The sequence below is a fragment of the Arthrobacter sp. 05L421 genome, assembly GCF_056397785.1.
Genome location: NZ_JBFTOC010000001.1, coordinates 463720 through 483835 on the forward strand (window position 1 = coordinate 463720; position 20116 = coordinate 483835).

General features: G+C 66.4%; 21 protein-coding genes and 1 tRNA gene. 7 read left to right on the forward strand and 15 right to left on the reverse strand.

What is annotated here, in order from left to right; genetic code table 11:
* Positions 1-39: 39 nt before the first annotated feature.
* The gene (locus AC1DKQ_RS02140) at positions 40-453 is read right to left on the reverse strand and encodes a DUF1801 domain-containing protein (protein WP_476918069.1); all 414 of its coding nucleotides are present in this window, start codon (positions 451-453) and stop codon (positions 40-42) included.
* On the reverse strand, positions 437-1168 hold the full coding sequence (locus AC1DKQ_RS02145) for an MgtC/SapB family protein (RefSeq protein WP_476918070.1): 732 nt from the start codon (positions 1166-1168) through the stop codon (positions 437-439). The genes AC1DKQ_RS02140 and AC1DKQ_RS02145 overlap by 17 nt, the downstream gene beginning before the upstream one ends.
* 160 nt (positions 1169-1328) lie before the next feature.
* On the opposite strand from AC1DKQ_RS02145, the gene AC1DKQ_RS02150 reads away from it, so the two are divergent.
* Complete coding sequence (locus tag AC1DKQ_RS02150) at positions 1329-1793, forward strand: DUF1810 domain-containing protein (RefSeq protein WP_476918071.1); 465 nt, start codon at positions 1329-1331, stop codon at positions 1791-1793.
* On the opposite strand, the gene AC1DKQ_RS02155 is transcribed toward AC1DKQ_RS02150, so the two are convergent.
* From AC1DKQ_RS02155 to AC1DKQ_RS02165, 3 genes are all read right to left on the reverse strand, one after another.
* Positions 1790-2935 (reverse strand): EAL domain-containing protein, encoded by a 1146-nt coding sequence (locus tag AC1DKQ_RS02155; protein ID WP_476918072.1) that lies wholly within the window; start codon positions 2933-2935, stop codon positions 1790-1792. The genes AC1DKQ_RS02150 and AC1DKQ_RS02155 overlap by 4 nt on opposite strands.
* Positions 2932-3108, reverse strand: a complete 177-nt coding sequence (locus tag AC1DKQ_RS02160) for a DUF1059 domain-containing protein (protein WP_476918073.1) — start codon at positions 3106-3108, stop codon at positions 2932-2934. Before AC1DKQ_RS02160 ends, AC1DKQ_RS02155 begins: the two co-directional genes overlap by 4 nt.
* 176 nt (positions 3109-3284) lie before the next feature.
* Positions 3285-3899, reverse strand: coding sequence for a DinB family protein (locus tag AC1DKQ_RS02165; RefSeq protein WP_476918074.1), 615 nt, complete (start codon positions 3897-3899; stop codon positions 3285-3287).
* 131 nt (positions 3900-4030) lie between these two features.
* On the opposite strand from AC1DKQ_RS02165, the gene AC1DKQ_RS02170 reads away from it, so the two are divergent.
* A complete protein-coding gene (locus tag AC1DKQ_RS02170) occupies positions 4031-4606 on the forward strand; it encodes a LysM peptidoglycan-binding domain-containing protein (protein ID WP_476882567.1) in 576 nt (191 codons plus the stop codon).
* 122 nt (positions 4607-4728) lie between these two features.
* Here AC1DKQ_RS02170 and AC1DKQ_RS02175 read toward each other — a convergent pair.
* Both AC1DKQ_RS02175 and AC1DKQ_RS02180 read right to left on the reverse strand, forming a co-directional pair.
* Positions 4729-4810: transfer RNA gene (locus AC1DKQ_RS02175), tRNA-Tyr, on the reverse strand.
* 161 nt (positions 4811-4971) lie between these two features.
* The gene (locus AC1DKQ_RS02180; RefSeq protein WP_476882902.1) at positions 4972-5226 is read right to left on the reverse strand and encodes a hypothetical protein; all 255 of its coding nucleotides are present in this window, start codon (positions 5224-5226) and stop codon (positions 4972-4974) included.
* 198 nt (positions 5227-5424) lie between these two features.
* Here AC1DKQ_RS02180 and AC1DKQ_RS02185 point away from each other — a divergent pair, with 198 nt between their 5' ends.
* On the forward strand, positions 5425-5916 hold the full coding sequence (locus AC1DKQ_RS02185) for a YajQ family cyclic di-GMP-binding protein (protein ID WP_018773569.1): 492 nt from the start codon (positions 5425-5427) through the stop codon (positions 5914-5916).
* A gap of 125 nt (positions 5917-6041) precedes the next feature.
* Here the strand turns inward: AC1DKQ_RS02185 and htpX are convergent, their stop codons facing one another.
* Positions 6042-6911: a zinc metalloprotease HtpX gene (gene htpX / locus AC1DKQ_RS02190; protein WP_476918075.1), complete on the reverse strand. Its 870-nt coding sequence runs from the start codon at positions 6909-6911 to the stop codon at positions 6042-6044.
* A gap of 50 nt (positions 6912-6961) precedes the next feature.
* A complete protein-coding gene (locus AC1DKQ_RS02195) occupies positions 6962-8233 on the reverse strand; it encodes an MFS transporter (RefSeq protein ID WP_476918076.1) in 1272 nt (423 codons plus the stop codon).
* 100 nt (positions 8234-8333) lie between these two features.
* Between AC1DKQ_RS02195 and AC1DKQ_RS02200 the strand changes: the two genes are divergently transcribed.
* The 3 genes from AC1DKQ_RS02200 (at position 8334) to AC1DKQ_RS02210 (ending at position 11135) form a co-directional block, all read left to right on the forward strand.
* On the forward strand, positions 8334-8801 hold the full coding sequence (locus tag AC1DKQ_RS02200) for a Fur family transcriptional regulator (protein ID WP_476918077.1): 468 nt from the start codon (positions 8334-8336) through the stop codon (positions 8799-8801).
* A 22-nt stretch (positions 8802-8823) separates the two neighbouring features.
* On the forward strand, positions 8824-10323 hold the full coding sequence (locus AC1DKQ_RS02205; RefSeq protein WP_476918078.1) for a catalase: 1500 nt from the start codon (positions 8824-8826) through the stop codon (positions 10321-10323).
* Between the two features lie 176 nt (positions 10324-10499).
* Positions 10500-11135: a DUF2461 domain-containing protein gene (locus AC1DKQ_RS02210; RefSeq protein WP_476882562.1), complete on the forward strand. Its 636-nt coding sequence runs from the start codon at positions 10500-10502 to the stop codon at positions 11133-11135.
* Positions 11136-11143: 8 nt separating this feature from the next.
* On the opposite strand, the gene AC1DKQ_RS02215 is transcribed toward AC1DKQ_RS02210, so the two are convergent.
* The 6 genes from AC1DKQ_RS02215 to AC1DKQ_RS02240 form a co-directional block, all read right to left on the reverse strand.
* Positions 11144-11749: a TetR/AcrR family transcriptional regulator gene (locus AC1DKQ_RS02215; protein WP_476882561.1), complete on the reverse strand. Its 606-nt coding sequence runs from the start codon at positions 11747-11749 to the stop codon at positions 11144-11146.
* Between the two features lie 151 nt (positions 11750-11900).
* Positions 11901-13472, reverse strand: a complete 1572-nt coding sequence (locus AC1DKQ_RS02220) for an amino acid permease (RefSeq protein ID WP_476918079.1) — start codon at positions 13470-13472, stop codon at positions 11901-11903.
* Positions 13473-13657: 185 nt separating this feature from the next.
* On the reverse strand, positions 13658-14065 hold the full coding sequence (locus AC1DKQ_RS02225) for a DUF779 domain-containing protein (protein WP_476918080.1): 408 nt from the start codon (positions 14063-14065) through the stop codon (positions 13658-13660).
* A gap of 79 nt (positions 14066-14144) precedes the next feature.
* A complete protein-coding gene (gene exaC / locus AC1DKQ_RS02230; RefSeq protein ID WP_476882558.1) occupies positions 14145-15668 on the reverse strand; it encodes an acetaldehyde dehydrogenase ExaC in 1524 nt (507 codons plus the stop codon).
* Positions 15669-15821: 153 nt separating this feature from the next.
* Entirely contained in the window at positions 15822-17201 is a 1380-nt protein-coding gene (locus tag AC1DKQ_RS02235) for a GAF domain-containing protein (protein WP_476918081.1), read from the reverse strand.
* A gap of 250 nt (positions 17202-17451) precedes the next feature.
* Positions 17452-18888 carry an FAD-dependent oxidoreductase gene (locus AC1DKQ_RS02240; protein ID WP_476882556.1) on the reverse strand — a complete coding sequence of 479 codons (1437 nt, stop codon included), beginning with the start codon at positions 18886-18888 and terminating at the stop codon, positions 17452-17454.
* A gap of 130 nt (positions 18889-19018) precedes the next feature.
* On the opposite strand from AC1DKQ_RS02240, the gene rarD reads away from it, so the two are divergent.
* Positions 19019-20044: an EamA family transporter RarD gene (rarD, locus tag AC1DKQ_RS02245; RefSeq protein ID WP_476918082.1), complete on the forward strand. Its 1026-nt coding sequence runs from the start codon at positions 19019-19021 to the stop codon at positions 20042-20044.
* The last annotated feature ends 72 nt before the right edge of the window (positions 20045-20116 follow it).

Genomic DNA, 20116 nt, shown 5'->3' on the forward strand with positions numbered 1-20116 from the left:
AATCAACGTGCACGGCGGTTCGGGGATGGTCATCGTGCTTCATTGGCCAGGCTTGAGTTTGCGCCAGCCGCCGGCCCGGTTGTTCGCAATGATCTGCCGGAACATCGCAGTGAGGGCCCGGCCGGGGATGGCTTCCCCCTGGGTGAAAGCCACGGTGCGGGCGGTCTTGTTGTCGTGCCCGCCGGTGATGATGCCCTCCGGGTCCGGGACGATCCCGCCGTCGTACAGGAAGACGTTGACGTGGTCCTTGGCCGCGAGCAGGGCGCAGATGTTGCCGTCGACGACGAAATAGGGCTGCGTGGTGCGTTTGATGGTCTCTTCGACTGCCGGGTCGGCGGCATGGACAAGGTCCCGCACCTGGGCGCAGATTTCCTGCTGCCAGTCCGGCAGTGCCGCGATAAACGCGTCAACCCGGGGATCCCGCCGCGCCAGGTTCTCAGGCGCTGTCGTCATCGTCGTCCTCGTTGGGGTCCGAGCCGAGCACGGTGACAGTCTTCACGCCCGGCACTTCCAGGAGCGACGGGACCAGTTCCTTCAGCGGAAGATGACCGTGGAAACGGATGTTCATGAGAACGATCGGTTTTTGTGCGTTGCCTGATTTCTTGGTGCTCAGGATCGATGAGCTGAACCCCATGGTGGTGGCCAGCTCCAGCACTTGCCTCAGCACGCCTTGATTGTCCGCGTAGCCCACATGCAGGACCCGGTTGGTGTCGGGGGTAGGGATTTTCCTCACCGCGGGCGAGACCACATACAAGGTGATGAGATGGAAGGCGGTCAGCGAAATTGCCAAGGAAAGCATACCGGCCCCGCAGGCCATGCCGACGGCGGCGGAAACCCAAATACTCGCGGCAGTGGTGAGGCCCCGGACAACGTTCCGCCCCTTGAAAATCACCCCCGCACCGAGGAAGCCGATGCCGCTGACGATTTGGGCTGCAATGCGGGACGGGTCCAGGGTGCCCCCGGATCCCTGGACGGCGGCGAAGCCGTACGCGGAGATAAGGGTGAAGGTGCACGATCCCAGGCCAACCAGAACGTGGGTGCGGTAGCCCGCGCTCTTCTGCCGGACCTGCCGTTCGACGCCGATCAGGGAGCACAGAACAAACGTCGCCAGCAGGAGCCCGATTTCCACCAGAGTGGACCCGGTGAACAGCCCAAATGCGTCGTACATCCGCCCTCCGACTCGGCCGAGCGTGGCGCCCGGCCAACCGTGAGGTGCGCCACCGACTCTCGAAGTTGATACTACCGCCGCCTGTTGTTGGGGAGTAGGGCGGGGTTAGGCGCTTCCGCGGCTCTGTCCCTTGGTTGCCTGGCGACGTAGCCTAGCGAGCATGGAAGAAGACCCCTACGATCTTGCACGGTTCATGGTCGCCCAAGACGCCGGCGGAACCTACGGGCACGCCCTGGCGGAGTTGAGGTCGGGATTGAAGCGGAGCCACTGGATGTGGTTCGTTTTCCCCCAGCTCGCAGGCCTGGGCCATAGCGAAACGGCCCGCAAATATGCCATCTCCTCCCTGGACGAGGCCCGGGCCTACCTCCGGCACGACGTCCTTGGCCCCCGCCTCCGGGAGGTGGCCGCCGCGGTGGCTTCCCTGGAGGGGCGGTCCGCGGTGCAGATTTTCGGCGGCATCGACGCGCGGAAGCTGCACTCGTCCATGACGCTGTTCCGGCTGGCGGCCCCCGGCGAATCCGTGTTCCGCAATGTCCTGGACCGTTATTTCGACGGTCTGGAGGACCCCGGCACGGGACAACTGCTAGGGGAACGGTCAAGCGATCCGGGCCCGGCGGACGGCTAGCTGCTGGCCAGGGCCGTGATCATCCGTTCCATGCGGGCGACGCCGGCAAAGCGGCCGGCGTTGTCCGTCACCAGCAGGGGGTCAAACCGGCTGGCCTGAGCCCGCGTCATGGACCGTGCCAGGGCCTCGCTGATCGGGGTGTCCAGGTTGACGCACATGCCCGGGCTGACCACGCCCAGGGCCGCCGCCGCGGGGTCCAGCACCGCAACGGGCCGCAAATGCTCGCCCATCAACACCACTGACTGCAGGGCGGGGCTGTCATCAAACGCTGCGGCCGCCGTCGCCGTCGTGGTGGCCGTCGTCGCGGGTTCCACGATGTCCCGGATAATGCCCTGGTGGGCCACCGGTGGTTTGGAGGCGAGTCGGTGGGCAACATCGAGGTCGATCGGTTCCCACGCCGGCCCGGGCCGGGCCAGGCAATACCCCTGCACCAGCGGTACGCCGAGGGCGACGAGGGCGTCGAGTTCCTCCACCCGTTCCACTCCTTCGGCCAGGATCCAGGCATCCACGCGGCTGGCAAAGGTTCCGAGCATGGAGATCAGGGCGCGCTTGGCTTCGTCACGGTCGACATCCTGGATGAGTTCACGATCGATCTTGATCAGCGAGGGCCGCAGCGCCAGGAGGTGACGGAGGCCCGCGTAGCCAGCCCCGGCGTCGTCGATCGCGATCAGCGCGCCCGCAGCGCGCAGCTGGTTGAGGTCAGGCTCAAGCTCCAGATAGGAGTCGATCGGGGTTTGCTCCGTAAGTTCAACCACCAGTCCGCCAAGGTTTCCCTGACTGCGCCAGATCTCACGGATCCCCTCCGTCAGCAGCAGCTCCGGTGAGACGTTGAGGGTCAGGAAGCAGTTCGCAGGCAGGGTGGGGCGTGCCGAGAGCGCCACCCGCAAGGCCGCTGCCTCGAGCTCGGCCGCCAGGCCATGCGTGCGCGCGGCGGCAAACCACACTTCAGGATTTTTTTCGGCGAAACCCGGAAACCGGGCCAGGGCCTCATAGCCCACCACTGTGCCGCGGGCAGTATCGATAATCGGCTGGTAGGCCGCGGCAAGGCCAACACCTCGGCAGGCGGCCGCCAGCTGCTCGTTCCAATCCGGGCCGGGAACGGCCCCGGCGTCGGGCGGGAGGCCGCCTGCCTCGTGAATCAACTAACGGAAAAGATGGCTTTGTGGACCGACTGCACGACGTCGGCCGGCAGCTCCTCCAGCCCATGGGCGGACGCAGCATGGGCCGCCACATTCACCAGAATTTCGTCTTCCGTACTGCACACCCAGCGGGCTTCGCAACCGGGAACCACATCACCACAGGCAAACGACTTCACGATCGCTCCTTCTTCTTCAACAGCGGACCGGACCACCCTACGTTGGCGCTCCCTCGAAAACTGAGATTTTGCTTTCAGAACATGGGGTGTTGCGGCCGCGTGTCGCCGGCTAGGTTCGCCGGCCGCGTCTCGCCTGCCGCTATCGGCCCGCAATCGGCCAGCGCTGTCGGCCTGCGCTACCGGCCTGGCGTTCCGGCCGGGGCGGCGGCGGCGGCGGCGGCGGCGGCGACGGCGGCCGCCTCGATGCGGGCCCGGTGAACAGCCCACTCCTCGGGTGTGCGTGCGGAGAGGTTCGGGTCCCCCGGGCGCTGGCCGGCCCTGCCGTCGATGAGCTCGCGCAGGATGTCCGCGTGGCCGAGGTGATGGGCCGTTTCCACGCACATGTGCACGAGAATCTGCTGCAGCGTCACGTGCTTGCGCTCGTCCGGCCACCAGGGCACCACGCCGGGTGCGTCCAGGGCAAGTTCATCGATGGTGGCGTCGCTGTGCACGGCAGAGAGCCGGTGCAGCTCCGCGATCTGCTCGCGGGTCTCGCCGGGGGCAGCCCACATGTCGGCGTCCGGCTCCGCATCGTCGGCAAACCACGGCAGTTCCAGGTCGCTGGGCCGGCCAAAAACCTCGCCGAAGTATCCGAGTTCAACGCTGGCCACATGCTTGACCAGGCCCAGCAGATTGGTGCCCGTAGCTGTGAGGGGCCGGCGCGCGTCGTACTCGCTGAGCCCGTCAAGCTTTGCCAGCAGGCTGTCCCGCCGCGTCCGCAGGTAGGTGTGCAAGATCGCCTTTTCGTCCATGACCGGCACTATACCGAACCCGAGGAGCCCCTCCCTCGGAAAAGGCGGTGGAAATGAGACTTCATCAAACGTATGGAATAATCGGCTCCAACGGGCCTCGGGGGGAGGCCCCGAATGACAGGACACCCAGCGTGAGTCACGGATCCGGTGTAAAACGCGTCCGGCCGGCCGCCGCCGTCGTTCTGGCCGCGGTACTAGCCGGCCTGCTGACCGCCTGCGCATCTGGCGCGGAGGCCCCGGGCCGAACTCCGGCGGCCGCGGCTCATGGAACATCCCCGGCGGCCGCTGCAACCTCCCCGGCGCCCCCGGGCCTGCTGGGGACGACCGAACTGAACGGGTTTTACCAGCCGATGCGCTACACGGCCGTCGACGGCGACACCTGGGAAGGCATCGCCGCCCACTTCCGGATGACTCCCGAGATCCTCAGGAGTTTCAACGAATCGGCGTCCGTTGCCGCGGGAAAGGTCATCGACCTCAGAGGCGTGGACGTGCCGCAGCTCGGTGCCGGCGGTAGCGTGACCGGCCAGGACGGGCGGGGGCAGCTCCTGTACAGGACGAGCGCCGGAGATACTCCCGCCGGCATCGCGAGCCGCTACGGCGTACCGCTTCATGCATTGCGGATAGCCAACTTGAATTACCTGACCGGCGGCGAATGGATTCCGCCCGCCGGGACAACGGTGGCCATCCCCAATCCGCCGCTCGACTGAGCCGCGGACTTACTCTGCGCGGACTTTATTGGGTTGGCCCGAGGACTGTGGGTCCGGCCCGCTGAACCCCGGGCAAAGAAAAAGCCTCCGGAACCGATCGGTTCCGGAGGCTTGTCCAAGGGTGGCAGATGAGGGATTCGAACCCCCGTAGGCGTTGCCAGCTGATTTACAGTCAGCCCCCTTTGGCCGCTCGGGTAATCTGCCGAACTTCAAAAGAAGATCACTCGCGGTTTCCAGTCCCTGAACGCCTGTTTCCAGTCCGTTCCGCTTCCAGCACCCGCGGGCAAGACAACTTTACAGAACTTCCGCCGAAGAATCGAATCGGCGCCTTAGCGGCCCAGAAATGGGCCAAAATGCCCGGAAAATCAGGCTTCTCCGAAAATGCGGCCGGCCAGCCTTGCCTCGAATCGTGCCGCCTGCTCCGGCGTGACCTGGTTCAGCTCGACGGCGCGGGCCAGGTCCGTGTGGATACCGTCCATGCGCGCTGAGGCATCGGGGGCCGGGCTCAGGATGATGGAGGCCGCCAATGCGGCGGCAGCAACGGAGGTCGCCGTCGCGGCCAGCGTGGTGGCAGCGACGGCGGTGGTGCGGGTGACGTAGCGGACGGCCTTATGGTGCATGTTCTTGCCTTTCAGCAGCGGTTCCAACCCTTGCAACTCTTCCGGGCCTGGCTTCGTTCCCGCCGTGATTGAGCTATGAGCGGACTGTGAAACGTCGTCCCGCCCGGCCGCCCTCCAGAACGGGGGCATCCGTACTAGGCTGGAATGCAGACAACCGGCCTCACATCAGGCACCCGGCTAACCATCAGGAGGAAAGTCATGGCAGGCGAATCCACGTTCGACGTCGTCAGCAAGGTAGACAAGCAGGAGGTCGCCAACGCGCTGAACCAGGCGCAAAAGGAGATTGCCCAGCGCTACGACTTCAAGGGCGTCGGCGCTGAGGTTGATTTTAGCGGCGAGAAGATCCTGATGAAGGCCAACTCAGAAGAGCGGGTGCTGGCGGTGCTCGACGTGCTGCAGTCCAAGCTCATCCGCCGCGGCATCTCGCTGAAGTCGCTCGACACCGGCGAGCCCTACGCCTCCGGCAAGGAATTCCGGCTCGAGGCCTCCATCAAGGAGGGCATCGCCCAGGACCTCGCCAAGAAGATCAACAAGCTGATCCGGGACGAGGCCCCCAAGTCCGTCAAGTCGCAGATCCAGGGCGACGAGCTCCGGGTGACCTCGAAGTCCCGCGATGACCTCCAGGAGACCATGAACCTGCTCAAGGGCTTCGACGAGGCCGACCTGCAGTTCGTCAACTTCCGCAGCTAGCTTCCCGTCCGCGGCCCAAGTTTCCTCGCGACGCGCAAAAGGGCTGGCGACACCGGTATTCGGGTGTCGCCAGCCCTTTTGCGCGTCACGGAACTATTTGCGCGTCGCCAGCGCCGCAGCTGGCTTCAGGTGAGCTGCCGGCCGGCCATCCGCTCCAGCCGGCCGATCCGCTCGGCCATCGGCGGGTGGGTGGAGAACATCTTGGCCACGCCTCCGCCGCGGAACGGGTTGGCGATCATCATGTGGGAGGCGTTGACCAGACGCTGGTCCTGCGGCAGCGGCGCCAACTGCACGCCCTGCTCAATCTTGCGCAGGGCGGAGGCGAGCGCCAGCGGATCTCCGGTGAGCGCGGATCCATCCTCGTCGGCGTCGTACTCCCGCGTCCTCGAGATGGCCATCTGGATCAGGGACGCGGCGAACGGGGCCAGCAGCGCCATGGCGATCGCGGCGAACGGGTTCGCGTTGCGGCGGTCCCCGCCGCCGAAGAGCAGCATCATCTGGGCCACCGACGTGATGACGCCGGCGACGGCGGCGGCCACCGACGCCGTCAGGATGTCCCGGTTGTAGACGTGCATCAGTTCATGGCCCAGGACGCCGCGGAGCTCGCGGGCGTCCAGCAGCCTCAGGATGCCCTCGGTGCAGCACACCGCCGCGGTCCGAGGATTCCGGCCCGTGGCGAAGGCGTTCGGCGCCATGGTGGGCGAGATGTAGATCCGCGGCATCGGCTGGTTGGCCCGGCCCGACAGTTCCCGGACGATCTGGTACAGCTGGGGCGCCTCGGCCTCCGTGACGGGATAGGCCTGCATGGACCGGATGGCGAGCTTGTCGCTGTTCCAGTACCCGTAGGCGGTGGTGCCGACGCCGATCAGGGCCATGATCCAGATCGGCGCGGCACTGCGGGTCCCGGCGGCGATGAACGCCCCCAGACCAAGCAGGACCGCCCACAGGACTCCGAACAGGGCCGCGGTTTTCAGTCCGTTGTGATGCTGGTGCACTGTTCCTCCTGATGCCCTTGACCTCGATACGTACCAATAAAAACGAACCGCTACGGCACCGGGTTCCGCGCGTCGTAGCGCACGAATCCGAACTGCACGCGGGCTACCGTCTTGGCCACGGCCATGCACATCACGCCGCCGATCAGCAGAACCCATTCCTCGTTCAAGAGTTTAGTCGCGCCGCCAGCGAGCAAGTCCCCGATCCGGGGTCCGCCGGCCACCACCACCACAAACACACCTTGCAGCCGCCCGCGCAGGTGGTCCGGGGTGGAAGCCTGCAGGATGGTGGTCCGGAAGACTGCGCTTACTGAATCCGCGATGCCGGCCAGCGCGCAGCACAGGGCGGCCGGCAGCAGCCACATCGTCACGCCGCCGTCTCTGGTCTGGCCCGCCAGGACCACCACCAGGCCGAAGGCCCCGACCGAGGCGCCCCAGCCCATCACGGACCACACGACGGCGGTGCCCTGCCGGCGAACACCGCCGAGCGGCCCCGAAAACAGGCCGGCCAGGAACGCCCCCACGGCCATTGAGGCCAGCAGGATGCCCACCGTGGCCTCGCCGCCGCCAATCATCAGAGCGCCGATGGCGGGCAACAGCGCCCGGGGCTGGGCAAAGATCATGGCCACGAGGTCGATCACGAACGTCATGCGGAGGTTGGGCCGGGTCCCAAGGAAACGGAATCCCTCCACCACGGAACGCAGCCCGGCCGCCCTGGCATGCTCCCCGGGCGGCATGGGCGGCAGCTTCAGGAGCGCCCAGAACGCAAACGCAAAGCTGACGACGTCGATCGTGTAGGTCCAGCCGAACCCGATCCACGCCACCAGGACCCCGGCCAGCAGCGGACCGGCAGTCATGGTCAGGCCGAAAATCATCATGCTGAGGGCGTTTGCGGCCGGCAGCAGTTCCTTGCGCACCAGGACGGGGATGATCGCGCTGCGGGCGGGCTGGTTGATGGCCTGGGCGCCGCTCTGCACCGCCACCAGTGCGTAGAGCAGCCACACATTGCCCAGCTGCATCCATGCCTGCAGGGCCAGCGCGGCCGTGGTCAGCCAGAGGACGGACGAGGCCAGGAGGGCCACCGTGCGGCGGTCGTGGGCGTCGGCGATCGAGCCGCCCAGGAGGCCGCCGAACACCAGCGGCACGAGGGCGAAGAGGCTCAGCAGGCCCACATAGAGGCTGTCCTGGGTCAGCCGGTAGATCTCCAGGCTCACGGCCACGAGGGTCAGCTGGCTGCCCAGTGCGGAAACGGCGGACCCCAGCCACAGGCGGCGGAAGGCCGGACTTTCACGCAGCGGCGTGATGTCCGCCAAAAATTTCCCCACCCGGCAACTCTAGTGGCGAACCGCGGACGCCTTGGACGCGGCTGAAAATGTTAACCGCGCCTTATTGTGAGACAGTCATAATAAGTGCTTGAATGAGGGTATGACGGATTCCTCGGGCACCCACGATGCATGGGCAGCCGCCCTGCGTGCCCGCGGCCGCCGGGTGACCAAGCAGCGCCTGGCCGTGCTGGCCGCCGTCGAACATCACCCGCATTCGCCGGCGGAGGCTATCCTTGCCGCCGCCCGGCAGGAATTGCCGGACCTGACCGCGCAGTCCGTCTATGTGGTCCTGGGGGATCTCACCGATCTGCACATGCTGCGCCGGTTCGAACCCCCGCACTCCCCCGCGCTGTACGAAACCCGGGTGGGAGATAACCACCACCATGCCGTGTGCATCAGCTGCGGGCGCGTGGAGGACGTCGAATGCGCCGTGGGCCACGCGCCCTGCCTGACCCCGCACTGGGACGCGAACGCCAAGCCGATGACCATCCAGATCGCGGACGTGCTGTACCAGGGCATCTGCCAGGACTGCCAGCGCACCCAACAACTTCCCTCCGAACGAAACTAAGAAACCCAACCAAAGGAGAACGATGACTGAGATCATCTCTGCGCCCGCCGTGTCCACAACACAGTCCGGTGCCCCCGTCACTTCCGATGCGCACTCCAAGTCCGTCGGTGCCGACGGCGCGATCATCCTGACCGATCACTACCTGATCGAGAAGCTCGCGCAGTTCAACCGCGAGCGCGTCCCGGAGCGCGTCGTGCACGCCAAGGGCGGCGGCGCCTTCGGTAGCTTCAAGACCACCGAGGACGTCTCGAAGTACACCAAGGCCGCGCTGTTCCAGCCCGGCACCGAGACGGACATGCTCATTCGCTTCTCCTCCGTTGCCGGCGAGGCAGGCTCCCCCGACACCTGGCGCGACCCCCGCGGTTTCGCCGTGAAGTTCTACACCACCGAGGGCAACTACGACCTCGTCGGCAACAACACTCCGGTGTTCTTCATCCGCGACGGCATCAAGTTCCCGGACTTCATCCACTCCCAGAAGCGCCTCCCGGGCACCCACCTGCGCGATGCCGACATGCAGTGGGACTTCTGGACCCTCTCCCCCGAGTCCGCCCACCAGGTCACCTGGCTCATGGGCGACCGCGGCCTGCCGGCCTCCTGGCGTGAAATGCAGGGCTACGGCTCGCACACCTACCAGTGGATCAACGCCGAGGGCGAGCGGTTCTGGGTCAAGTACCACTTCAAGTCCAACCAGGGCGTCAAGTCCATGTCCGGTGACGAGGCCGAGGCTCTTGCCGGCGCTGACGGTGACTTCTACATCCGCGACCTCCAGGAAAACATTGCCGCCGGCAACTTCCCGTCCTGGGACCTGCACGTCCAGGTCATGCCGTACGAGGACGCCAAGACGTACCGCTTCAACCCCTTCGACCTCACCAAGGTGTGGCCGCACGCGGACTACCCGCTGATCAAGGTCGGCACCATGGAGCTGAACAAGAACCCGGAGAACTACTTCGCGCAGATCGAGCAGGCAACCTTCGCGCCGTCGAACTTCGTGCCCGGCATCGCCGCTTCCCCGGACAAGATGCTGCAGGCCCGCATCTTCTCCTACGCGGATGCGCACCGCTACCGCGTCGGCACCAACCACGCCCAGCTCCCGGTGAACGCGCCGCAGAACCAGGTCAACAACTACAGCCAGGACGGCGCCGGGCGCTACCACTTCAACGCCCCGTCCGTTCCGGTATACGCACCGAACTCCGTGGGCGGCCCGGCCGCGGTTGAGCCCGCCATTGCCGGCGGCGGCTGGGAGAACGACGGCGCGCTCACGCACTCCGCGCACTCCCTGCACGCCGAGGACAACGACTTCGGCCAGGCCGGCACGCTGTACCGCGAGGTGTTCAACGACGGCGAGAAGGCCCGCCTGCTGGAGACCGTCACCGGCGCCGTCAGCGGCGTCAAGAACGCCGGCATCAAGGAACGTGCCATCCAGTACTGGACCAACGTCGACGCCGAGTTCGGCGCCAAGCTGCGCGCCAACCTCGGCGCCGGCCAGGTTGAGTCCGACGCAGAGGCCGCCAACAAGGTCTGATCTATGCGTCGAGGGTTGCCTGAACGGCCGGCCGATTCTAGGGCTGGCTGCACCGGTAACCGTCTGAGCCACTAGAACGCCCCGCCACGGACCTCCGTGGCGGGGCGTTCTGCCGTTATCCACATGGGCGCGCGTTCCCCTCGCCACTGTGTGCTGCGGCTCCGTAGGATTTGGGCATGACCGCATTTGCAGGCATTCCGGATGACGCCTTCCGGTTCTACGCCGATCTTGAACAGAACAACAGCCGGGACTGGTGGCTGGAGCACAAGCCGGTCTACGACGCCGCAGTAAAAGGGCCGCTAACCGAGCTGCTGGCCGAGCTGGAGCCACGCTTCGGCCCGGCCAAGCTCTTTCGCCCCAACCGGGATGTCCGGTTCTCGCCGGACAAGTCGCCCTACAAGACCGCGCAGGGGGCATTCGCGGCGCTGGACGAAGGAGTGGGCTTCTACATCCAGCTCAGCGCCGACGGCCTGCTGATCGGCGGCGGCTGCCACACACATACCCCGGCCCAACTGACACGGTTCCGCGGCGCCGTAGATGATCCCGCCAGCGGCGAGGCCCTGCAGGAGATCGTGCGCAAGGTCGAGGCAGCGGGGTTCGCGGTGGAGGGCGAACGTCTGAAGACGGTGCCGCGGGGCTTCGAGAAGGACCATCCCCGGGCGGAGTTGCTCAAGCACAAGTCGCTCACGGCCGGGGTCAATGTGGGCCAACCCGGCTGGCTTGCCGGGCCCGGGGCGGTGGAGGAAGTGGCACGGCGCTGGGAGGATCTGCGCCCCCTCGTGGAATGGGAGGGCCGCTACGCCGCTCCCTGAGATTCAGCTCAGATGTGCTGTCCGTCGGTGGCCAGGCGCCTGTCGAGATTGTTGAAGAAGACCAGCATCATCAGCTCAAAGGCCTTGGTGGCTTCCTCGGGCTGGTTGTTGACGACGAAATCGAACTGGAGCCCATAGAACGCTGCGGTGAACAGGCGGGCGTCGGTGTCCGCGAACTCCGGCAGGATGCCCTGGATGATGAGCCAGTCCCGGGCCTTCTCGTGCAGCATCCGGAAGTGCTCCGGGGCGGTGCCGCGCGGCGCCGCGGCCACAACGTCCTGCGCAGTCGCCTCGAATTCAAGCCGGGCCAGGTGCCGGTTGCGCTGTGCCATGGTCCACTGCCAGGACTCCAAGAAGAAGGCACGCCACGCATCCCTGTCGATGTCCCTGACGTCGGTGGCACGGACGCTGTCCAGCCGGGATTCGATGCCGCGGATGATCTCGTTGATCAGCTGCTCGCGGTTGCCGAAGTGGTACACCAGGACGAAGCTGCTGACGCCCAACCCGTCGGCGAGGCTGCGGAACGTCAGTTCCGCCAGCGTCTTGTCCATGAGGTAGTCGAGAATCGCCGACAACAACTCTGATTTGCGTTCCGGTCTTGCTGGGCGGGCCATGTGTCCATCTTAGGGAGCGCATGCCAACGGGGAGCGCGGGCCCAAACGCCGAAGTCGCCGGAACCGTGCGAGCACGCCGGAAGTTTCCAGCGAACGCGCACGGTTCCGGCGACTTCGACGACAAAGGACCGAGGACCGAGGGCTCCCCTGATCAGGAGCGGGTCAGGGCGTCCTCGTCGTTCTCCGCGGCCGGTGCGGCCGTGTTGACGGCACTTGCCGTGCCCGGGCCGTTCACGGAGGCGCGGGCCTCCGCGAACTTTTCGTTCAGCCTGGAGTGGCGCTGGCCGTAGGCGAAGTAGATCGCGACGCCGATCACCAGCCAGATGGCGAAGAAGATCCAGGTCTCCACGGCGAGGTTCGTCATGAGGTACAGGCACAGGACGGCAGAGACGATGGGGAGCACCTTGCCGAACGGGACGCGGAAGGCCGGCTTCAAGTCGGGACGCTTCTTGCGGAGCACCAGGATGCCAAGGCTGACCATCACGAAGGCGGACAGGGTCCCGATGTTGATCATTTCCTCCAGCAGGTCCACATTGGTCAGGCCGGCAACGAGGGCAACTCCGGCGCCGCAGATGATCTGGAGGCGGGCCGGTGTTCCACGCGCGGCACTGGTCTTGGACAGGGAGCGCGGAAGCAGGCCGTCGCGGCTCATCGCGAGGACCACGCGGGACAGGCCCATGAGCAGCACCATGATGACGGTGGTAAGGCCCACCAGGGAGCCGAAGGCGATGACCTTGGCGGCGTCAGTATTGCCAACGGCCTCGAAGGCGGTGGTGAGTGTCGGGTTCTTGGCCTCAGCCAGCTTCGTGTAGGACACCATGCCGGTCAGTGCCAGCGACACCAGGATGTAGAGGACCGTGACGATGGCCAGGCCACCGAAAATGCCGCGGGGCAGCGTCTTCTGCGGGTTCTTAACCTCTTCAGCCGACGTGGCAACGACGTCGAAGCCGATGAAGGCAAAGAAGACCAGGGCGGCGCCGGCGAAGATTCCCAGGGTTCCGTACTGGGCGGGGGCCGCACCGGTCAGGAAGCCGAAGAAGGACTGTTTGAGGACATCGGCGGTGCCGGTGCCTCCGGTCGGCTCGGAGGCCGGAACGAACGGGGTGTAGTTCTCGAACTTCAGGTACGTGAAGCCGACGACGATCACGAAGAGGACCACCGCGATCTTGATCAGCGTGAAGATGTTGCCGACGCGGGCAGAGAGCTTGGTCCCGAGGACCAGCAGCACCGTGAAGATGGCAACAATCAAGAAGGCGCCCCAGTAGAGGTCGACACCGCCCAGGGAGATCGACGGCGGAATGTCCACGCCCATGAGCGCAAAGACCTTGCTGAGGTAGATGCCCCAGTACTTCGCGATCACGGCGCCGGCGGTGAAGAGTTCGAGGATCAGGTTCCAGCCGATAATCCACGCGAGGATCTCACCCATGGTCGCGTACGTGAAGACGTAGGCGGAACCGGCCACCGGGATGGCCGTGGCAAACTCGGCGTAGCACATGATGGCGAGCGCGCAGGTGACGGCGGCGATCGCGAAGGAGATGGTCACGGCGGGGCCGGCGAAGTTCGCCGCGGCCTTGGCGCCGACCGAGAAGATCCCGGCACCCACGGCAACCGCGACCCCCATGATCATGAGGTCCCACGTGCTTAACGAGCGCTTCAGCTTGCGTCCGGGTTCATCGGCGTCGGACATGGACTGCTCGATGGATTTGGTCCGGAAAAGGTTCATAGGAAAGTCCGCAATCTCGATAACTGGTTTGGAAACAGACCTATCTATCGTAGTGCCCATCCACTGGACGGCCCGATTTGTCCCGCATAGTGAGACGCAGGCCGGGGTGGGGGCGGCCGCGGACCAGCCCCAGACCCCCGCCAGGATGGGCCCGGAACAGCCCACGGAAACCTGTCAGATGAGCCTCAGACGGGCCACTCCATCAGCGTCGAGCGGATCAGGAACCGCTTGCCTTCCGGCGCTTCGACGGAGAACCCGCTCCCCCGGCCCGGAACGACGTCGACAGTCAGGTGCGTGTGACTCCAGTAGTTGAACTGCTCCCGCGACATCCAGAATTCCAGCGGCTGGGGCTGCAGCCCGTCAGAGACATCGAACAGGCCCAGCAGGACGTCCGCGTCCCCCGTGATGAACTCCCCTGCCGGGTAGCACATCGGTGAGGACCCGTCGCAGCAGCCCCCGGACTGGTGGAACATCAGCGGGCCGTGCTGGAGCCACAGCATTCGCAGCAGTTCCACGGCCTCGGAAGTGAGCGCCACCCGGGAGAAGTCCTCGCCGGGGCGGGTCACGGCGGCATCGAGCCTGGTTTGCGTCATCGGGGTCTCCCTGGCTGGTCGGAAAATGGTGCGGGCGGGACGGATCACTGCCGATCCGCCCCGCCCGGGTCAATGCGGCTTAGAAGAAGCCGAGCTTGTTTTCGTTGTAGCTGACCAGGAGGTTCTTAGTCTGCTGGTAGTGGTCCAGCATCATCGAGTGGTTCTCGCGGCCGATGCCGGAGGACTTGTACCCGCCGAACGCGGCACCGGCCGGGTAGGCGTGGTAGTTGTTGACCCACACGCGCCCCGCCTGGATCTCGCGGCCGGCACGGTAGGCAACATTGCCGTTGCGGGACCAGACGCCGGCGCCAAGGCCGTAGAGGGTGTCGTTGGCGATCCCCATGGCGTCGCTGTAATCACTGAAGCGCGTCACGGACACCACCGGGCCGAAGATCTCCTCCTGGAAGATCCGCATCTTGTTGTGGCCCTCGAAAATGGTCGGCTGCACGTAGTAGCCGCCAGCCAGGTCGCCGGACAGTTCGGCGCGGGCGCCGCCCGTGAGCAGCTTGGCGCCCTCCTGCTTGCCGATGTCGATGTAGGAAAGGATCTTCTCCAGCTGGTCATTGGAGGCCTGGGCGCCGAGCTGCGTCTCGGTGTCCAGCGGGTTGCCCTGGATGATTTTCTGCGTGCGGGCGATGGCGTCGGCCATGAAGGAGTCGTAGATGCCGTCCTGGACCAGGGCCCGGGACGGGCAGGTGCAGACCTCGCCCTGATTGAAGGCAAAGAGCGTGAAGCCCTCCTGGGCCTTGTCGTAGAAGGCGTCGTTGGACTCCGCGACGTCGTTGAAGAAGATGTTCGGGCTCTTGCCGCCGAGTTCCAGGGTGACCGGGATCAGGTTCTGGCTGGCGTACTGGCTGATCAGGCGGCCCGTGGTGGTCTCGCCGGTAAAGGCGATCTTGCGGATCCGGGGGCTGGAGGCCAGCGGCTTTCCGGCCTCGACGCCGAAGCCGTTGACCACGTTGACCACGCCGGCCGGCAGGATGTCGCTGATGAGCTCCATCAGCACCAGGATCGAGGACGGTGTCTGCTCGGCGGGCTTGAGCACCACCGCGTTGCCGGCGGCGAGCGCCGGGGCGAGCTTCCAGACGGCCATGAGGATGGGGAAGTTCCAGGGAATGATCTGGCCGACGACGCCGAGCGGCTCGTGGTAGTGGTAGGCGGTGGTGTCGTCGTCGAGCTGGGAGAGCCGGCCCTCCTGGGCGCGGACGGCAGAGGCAAAGTAGCGGAAGTGGTCCGCGGCCAGCGGAATATCGGCGTTGAGGGTCTCGCGGATCGGCTTGCCGTTGTCCCAGGATTCGGCGACGGCCAGCATCTCGGTGTTCTCATCGATGCGGTCGGCAATCTTGTTCAGGATCGCGGCGCGCTCGGCCACGGAGGTCTTGCCCCAGGAGGGCGCGACTTTGTGGGCGGCGTCCAGGGCCAGTTCGATGTCCTCGGCGGTGCCCCGGGCCACCTCGCAGAACGCCTTGCCGGTCACCGGGGTGATGTTCTCGAAGTACTGGCCCTTGACCGGGGCAACCCACTCGCCGCCGATCCAGTTTTCGTAGCGGTCCTTGAAGGTGACCTTCGAGCCCTCGGTACCGGGCTGGGCGTAAACAGTCATTGCTAGCTCCTTTGCTGTGCAAGATGGGGGCAGCAAGGCGCTTCCGGCCCCCGTTGCACCCAGCGTAGGCGCGCGAAGGTTGCAGTCAGGTTGCAACTGCGTGAGCCCGGTCACGGGCCGGGCGTCGCGGCTTGCCGCGGCAAGCCGAGATGGTCAGGCGCTCAGTTCCCGGTCAAGCCGTTCCAGATCGGCGACGACGGCGGCACGCTTGGGCGAGCGCGGCGCCAGCAGCTTCAGCGCGGCGATGCGGACCTCGACGTCGTCCTTGGCCTCAGGGAGTGCGGCGTACTTCAGGAGCGATTCGGCGCTGCCGTCCGTCAGCAGGGCCTCCCGCATCAGTGCCGAGACCCTGCCCCGCAGCTCCACGATGCCGGGGGCCTCGGAGCGGGGCAACACGGCGCCGCGGTAGATTTCCAGCGCTATCCGGTGCGCACCGCGCTGCAGGCAGTCCAGCACCTGTCCGGCGTCGGCAACCAGGTTCAGCGGCAAGCGGTACGGGCGTGATTCCGGGACGGCACCGGGATGGAGCTGCTGAAGCACCTTGCGCAGCCGCACCATCTCCGCGCGCAGTGTCATGGTGGAGGCCTCCCCGGGGTAGAGGAGGGCGCAGAGTTCCTCGGCGTTCAGCCCCGCGGGGTGGGTGCTGAGGAGGGCCAGGATCTCACTGTGCCGGGCGGACAGTGCCACGGTGCGCCCGTCAATGCTGAGCAGGGCCTGATCGCGGCCGAGCAGCTGGAGGCTGTCGCGGTAGAGGCTGTTGGCGGCCGGCGCCCCGGGCGTTCCTGGCTCCGGGCTCCGCCGCCGCGACGGCGAGGACTGCCCTGCCGCGGCCAGTTGCAGCCGTTCCACCCGCAGGTGCGCCTGGGCCGCGGCGACCGTCGCCTCGACGAGCGACAACGTATGCGGGGCCACGGCCGACTCCGTGCCGGTGATGTCCACAACCCCCAGCAGCGCGCCGGAATCCGGATCGTGGAACGGCACAGCCGTGCAGCTCCACGGATGCACCGAGCGCTTGTAGTGTTCGGCACCGGAGATCTGGATTCCCCGGCCGAGAGCCAGCGCGGTGCCGGGGGCGCTGGTGCCGACTGTCGCCTCGGACCAATCGGCGCCGGGGACGAACATCATGCCCTCGGCCCGGCGCTGCAGGGCTGCGTCGCCTTCCACCCAGAGCAGCCTGCCGAGCTCATCCCCCACGGCTACCAGCATTCCGCTGTCATAGCTCGGCAGGACCAAGAGCTTATGGATCACGGGCATGATGGCGGCCAGCGGGTGCTGGCGGCGGTATTCTTCGAGTTCCTCGCGGTCCATGGCCAGCGGCGCCTCGGGGTTGTCCGGATTGGCGTGCAGCTGCGCCGAACGCCGCCACGACTCCTGGATCACGCGGCTGAGCCCAGGCAGTTGCAGGTTCCCAGAGAAAGCGAATCCGCGCGAGTCCAGTTCCTCGTGCGCGGTGCTGGCATGCTGCTGGCGCAGCTGCGCGGTGACCCCGCCCGCGGGCGGTAACAGAGCTGCCGGACGGACCAGATTCCTCATTGAACTCCCACTGGACGGGCTCGACGGCGTACCGAAGGCCGCCACGTCCGGCCCAGTCTAGTGGGCCTTCCGCACCCCCGCCAGAGTGATGCGCCGTCCTGCCCACCGCATGCCCCCAGTGCCCGTGCTGCGGTGGCGGACAGCCCCGCGACGCGCCATCGCGTCCCCGACGCGCGAAAATACCCCCGCGGCCGGAATATCCTGCGCGCCAGGCATTTTGCGCAGCGTGGAAAAATTGGCGTAGCGCTGGCTACCCGCGGGAAATCTCGATCATGTCCTCGCGCGGCACAACTTTGATGCGCTCCCGCTCGATCCCGTCGGCGGACTGCGCCGCGGACCATTCGGCGCCGAGGGCGAGCTCATGGGCATCGAGCTTGATCCACCCTTCCCACGTGGTGAATTCGATGCCGCGCTCCTGAAGCAGGTCGATGATGGCCTGCGGGTCCGGGTTCTGCGCCGGAGGCAGCGTCAGCCGGTCCTCCAGCAGGAAGCCGATGGTTTCCAGCGCGTCGCCCTTGGTGTGGCCGATCAGCCCGACAGGCCCGCGCTTGATCCAGCCCGTGGCGTAGATTCCGGGCACCGCGTTCCCCTCGGCGTCGAGCACGCGGCCGCCTTCGTTCGGGACAACGCCGCGGCGGGCGTCGTATTCCAGCTCATCCAGCGGCGAGCCGTGGTAGCCGATCGCCCGGTAGACGGCCTGGACCGGGTAGTCGAGGAACTCCCCGGTGCCTTTGACGTTCCCGGTGCCGTCCAGCTCCATGCGTTCGAACTTGATCCCGGCGACCTTGCCAGGAGTCGCGGCGTCGTCATGGATCTCCACGGGGCTGTGCAGGAAATGCAGGTGAAGCCGGCGCGAGGACGGTTCCTCGGCCTCGGCGTGCTCCTCGACGAGCCAGTTCGTCAGGGTGTTGACCATGGTCCGGATCTGGTTGTTGCTGCGAATGGCCTCATCCGAGGCATCGTCGAACTCGAAATCCTCCGGATAAAGGACGATGTCCACGTCCTTGGCGTGGCTGAGTTCGCGCAACTCCAGCGGCGTGAACTTCACTTGGGCCGGGCCGCGGCGGCCAAAAACATGGACGTCGGTGACGGGCGAATCCTTCAGTGCCCGGTAGACGTTGTCCGGGATTTCCGTGACAAGGAGTTCGTCGGCGTGCTTGACCAGCATGCGGGCCACGTCGAGGGCCACGTTGCCGTTGCCGATCACCGCAATCTCCTTGGCCTCCAGCGGCCACTCCCGCGGCACGTCCGGGTGGCCGTCGTACCAGGAGACAAAGTCTGCGCCGCCGAAGGAACCCTCCAGGCCGATCCCGGGAATATCCAGGTCCGCGTCCTTGATGGCTCCGGTGGAGAAGATGACGGCGTCATAGAACGCCCGGAAGTCGTGCAGCGTCAGATCCCGGCCATAGGTGACGTTGCCGAGGAACCGGATGTCGCCGCGGTCCAGGACCTTGTGCAGCGCGTTGACGATGCCCTTGATCCGCGGATGGTCAGGGGCCACGCCGTACCGGATGAGGCCGTACGGTGCCGGATATGCCTCGAAGAGATCGATGCTGACCTGGAAGTCGCCGCCTTTGACCTCATTGGACTTCGTCAGGATGTCCGCGGCGTAGACGCCGGCCGGACCGGCGCCAACAATCGCGACACGGAGGGGACGAGTGGATGTGGATTCGGCCGAGGTGGACACCGGGAGCCCTTCTGAGTCTTAGGGACAGCGCCAGTAGATACAGCGCACAGGCCCCTATTCTAAATGTCGCCGGCTGGCTCGTGCTCCGATCGGCAGGAATAGGCGCCGCGGGGGTGGTGTTATTGATCTTGTGCCTAAGCCCGATGGATCTTTCTCCCCCGCCCCACTGACAGCGCCGAGCGCCGTAGCCGCTGCGGGAGGGGCCGCGCCGGCCCGGCCAGCTGGACTGGCACCGGTAGACAAGGACACGACGGCGGGGATCGTGTTTGGCATCGGCGCTTACGGGCTCTGGGGGCTGCTGCCCCTGTACTTCTTTGTGCTGGCACCCGCCGGCGCCGTCGAGATCGTGGCCAACCGTGTGGTCTGGTCCCTGATCTTCTGCACCTTGCTGATCACCGTGACCCGCTCCTGGCGGGTGCTCGGAGCCGCGTTCCGGAACCGCACGGTGATCGGCCCGCTGTCCATCGCCGCAGCTCTGATCGCGGTGAACTGGCTGACGTATACCTGCGGCGTAACCACCGGCCAGGCCGTCGAGGCCTCTTTGGGCTACTTCATCAACCCGCTGGTCTCCGTATTGCTGGGGGTCTTTGTCCTGAAGGAGAAGCTGCGCCCGCTGCAGTGGACCGCCGTCGGCATCGGTTTCGTTGCCGTCGGGGTGCTGACGGTCTCCTACGGCAAGCTCCCCTGGATCGCGCTGACGCTTGCGCTGAGCTTCGGACTGTACGGATTCGTCAAGAAGCGCGTCGGCCCTCGGGCGGACGCGCTCACCAGCCTGACCGTGGAGACGATCGTGCTGGCGCCAGTGGCCGCGGCCACGATGATCGTCCTGGCGGTCAGCGGGGCGGCAAGCCTGGCTTCAAACGGTGCCGGGCATTTTTGGCTGCTGGTGGCCTCGGGCGTCATCACCGCCGTGCCACTGCTGTTCTTCGGCGCCTCTGCCCGCCGGCTGCCGATGACCACGATCGGCCTGCTGCAGTACTTCGCACCTGTCCTGCAGTTCATCGTGGCCCTCGTCGTGTTCAAGGAAGCCATGACGCCGGACCGCTGGGTCGGTTTCGGCGTCGTCTGGCTGGCGCTGCTGGTCCTGACTGTGGACATGCTGCTCGCTGCCCGGAAGAACTCCGTGACCCGGAAACTGGCCCGCGCCGCCGCCTAGGGTTACTGCCGCGCGATACTGCCCTGCGCTACTGCCTTTGGGGGCTGCTGCCTGCGCACCACGGCCGCTGTG

What these genes read in the sequence shown, in the direction of transcription:
- AC1DKQ_RS02205 (WP_476918078.1), top strand. Translation starts at nt 8,824, where the DNA reads ATGACTGAGATCATCTCTGCGCCCGCCGTGTCCACAACACAGTCCGGT.
- AC1DKQ_RS02150 (WP_476918071.1), top strand. Translation starts at nt 1,329, where the DNA reads ATGGAAGAAGACCCCTACGATCTTGCACGGTTCATGGTCGCCCAAGAC.
- AC1DKQ_RS02180 (WP_476882902.1), bottom strand. Translation starts at nt 5,226, where the DNA reads ATGCACCATAAGGCCGTCCGCTACGTCACCCGCACCACCGCCGTCGCT.
- AC1DKQ_RS02210 (WP_476882562.1), top strand. Translation starts at nt 10,500, where the DNA reads ATGACCGCATTTGCAGGCATTCCGGATGACGCCTTCCGGTTCTACGCC.
- AC1DKQ_RS02145 (WP_476918070.1), bottom strand. Translation starts at nt 1,168, where the DNA reads ATGTACGACGCATTTGGGCTGTTCACCGGGTCCACTCTGGTGGAAATC.
- exaC (WP_476882558.1), bottom strand. Translation starts at nt 15,668, where the DNA reads ATGACTGTTTACGCCCAGCCCGGTACCGAGGGCTCGAAGGTCACCTTC.
- AC1DKQ_RS02220 (WP_476918079.1), bottom strand. Translation starts at nt 13,472, where the DNA reads ATGAACCTTTTCCGGACCAAATCCATCGAGCAGTCCATGTCCGACGCC.
- AC1DKQ_RS02215 (WP_476882561.1), bottom strand. Translation starts at nt 11,749, where the DNA reads ATGGCCCGCCCAGCAAGACCGGAACGCAAATCAGAGTTGTTGTCGGCG.
- AC1DKQ_RS02225 (WP_476918080.1), bottom strand. Translation starts at nt 14,065, where the DNA reads ATGACGCAAACCAGGCTCGATGCCGCCGTGACCCGCCCCGGCGAGGAC.
- AC1DKQ_RS02140 (WP_476918069.1), bottom strand. Translation starts at nt 453, where the DNA reads ATGACGACAGCGCCTGAGAACCTGGCGCGGCGGGATCCCCGGGTTGAC.
- AC1DKQ_RS02185 (WP_018773569.1), top strand. Translation starts at nt 5,425, where the DNA reads ATGGCAGGCGAATCCACGTTCGACGTCGTCAGCAAGGTAGACAAGCAG.
- AC1DKQ_RS02200 (WP_476918077.1), top strand. Translation starts at nt 8,334, where the DNA reads ATGACGGATTCCTCGGGCACCCACGATGCATGGGCAGCCGCCCTGCGT.
- AC1DKQ_RS02165 (WP_476918074.1), bottom strand. Translation starts at nt 3,899, where the DNA reads ATGGACGAAAAGGCGATCTTGCACACCTACCTGCGGACGCGGCGGGAC.
- AC1DKQ_RS02235 (WP_476918081.1), bottom strand. Translation starts at nt 17,201, where the DNA reads ATGAGGAATCTGGTCCGTCCGGCAGCTCTGTTACCGCCCGCGGGCGGG.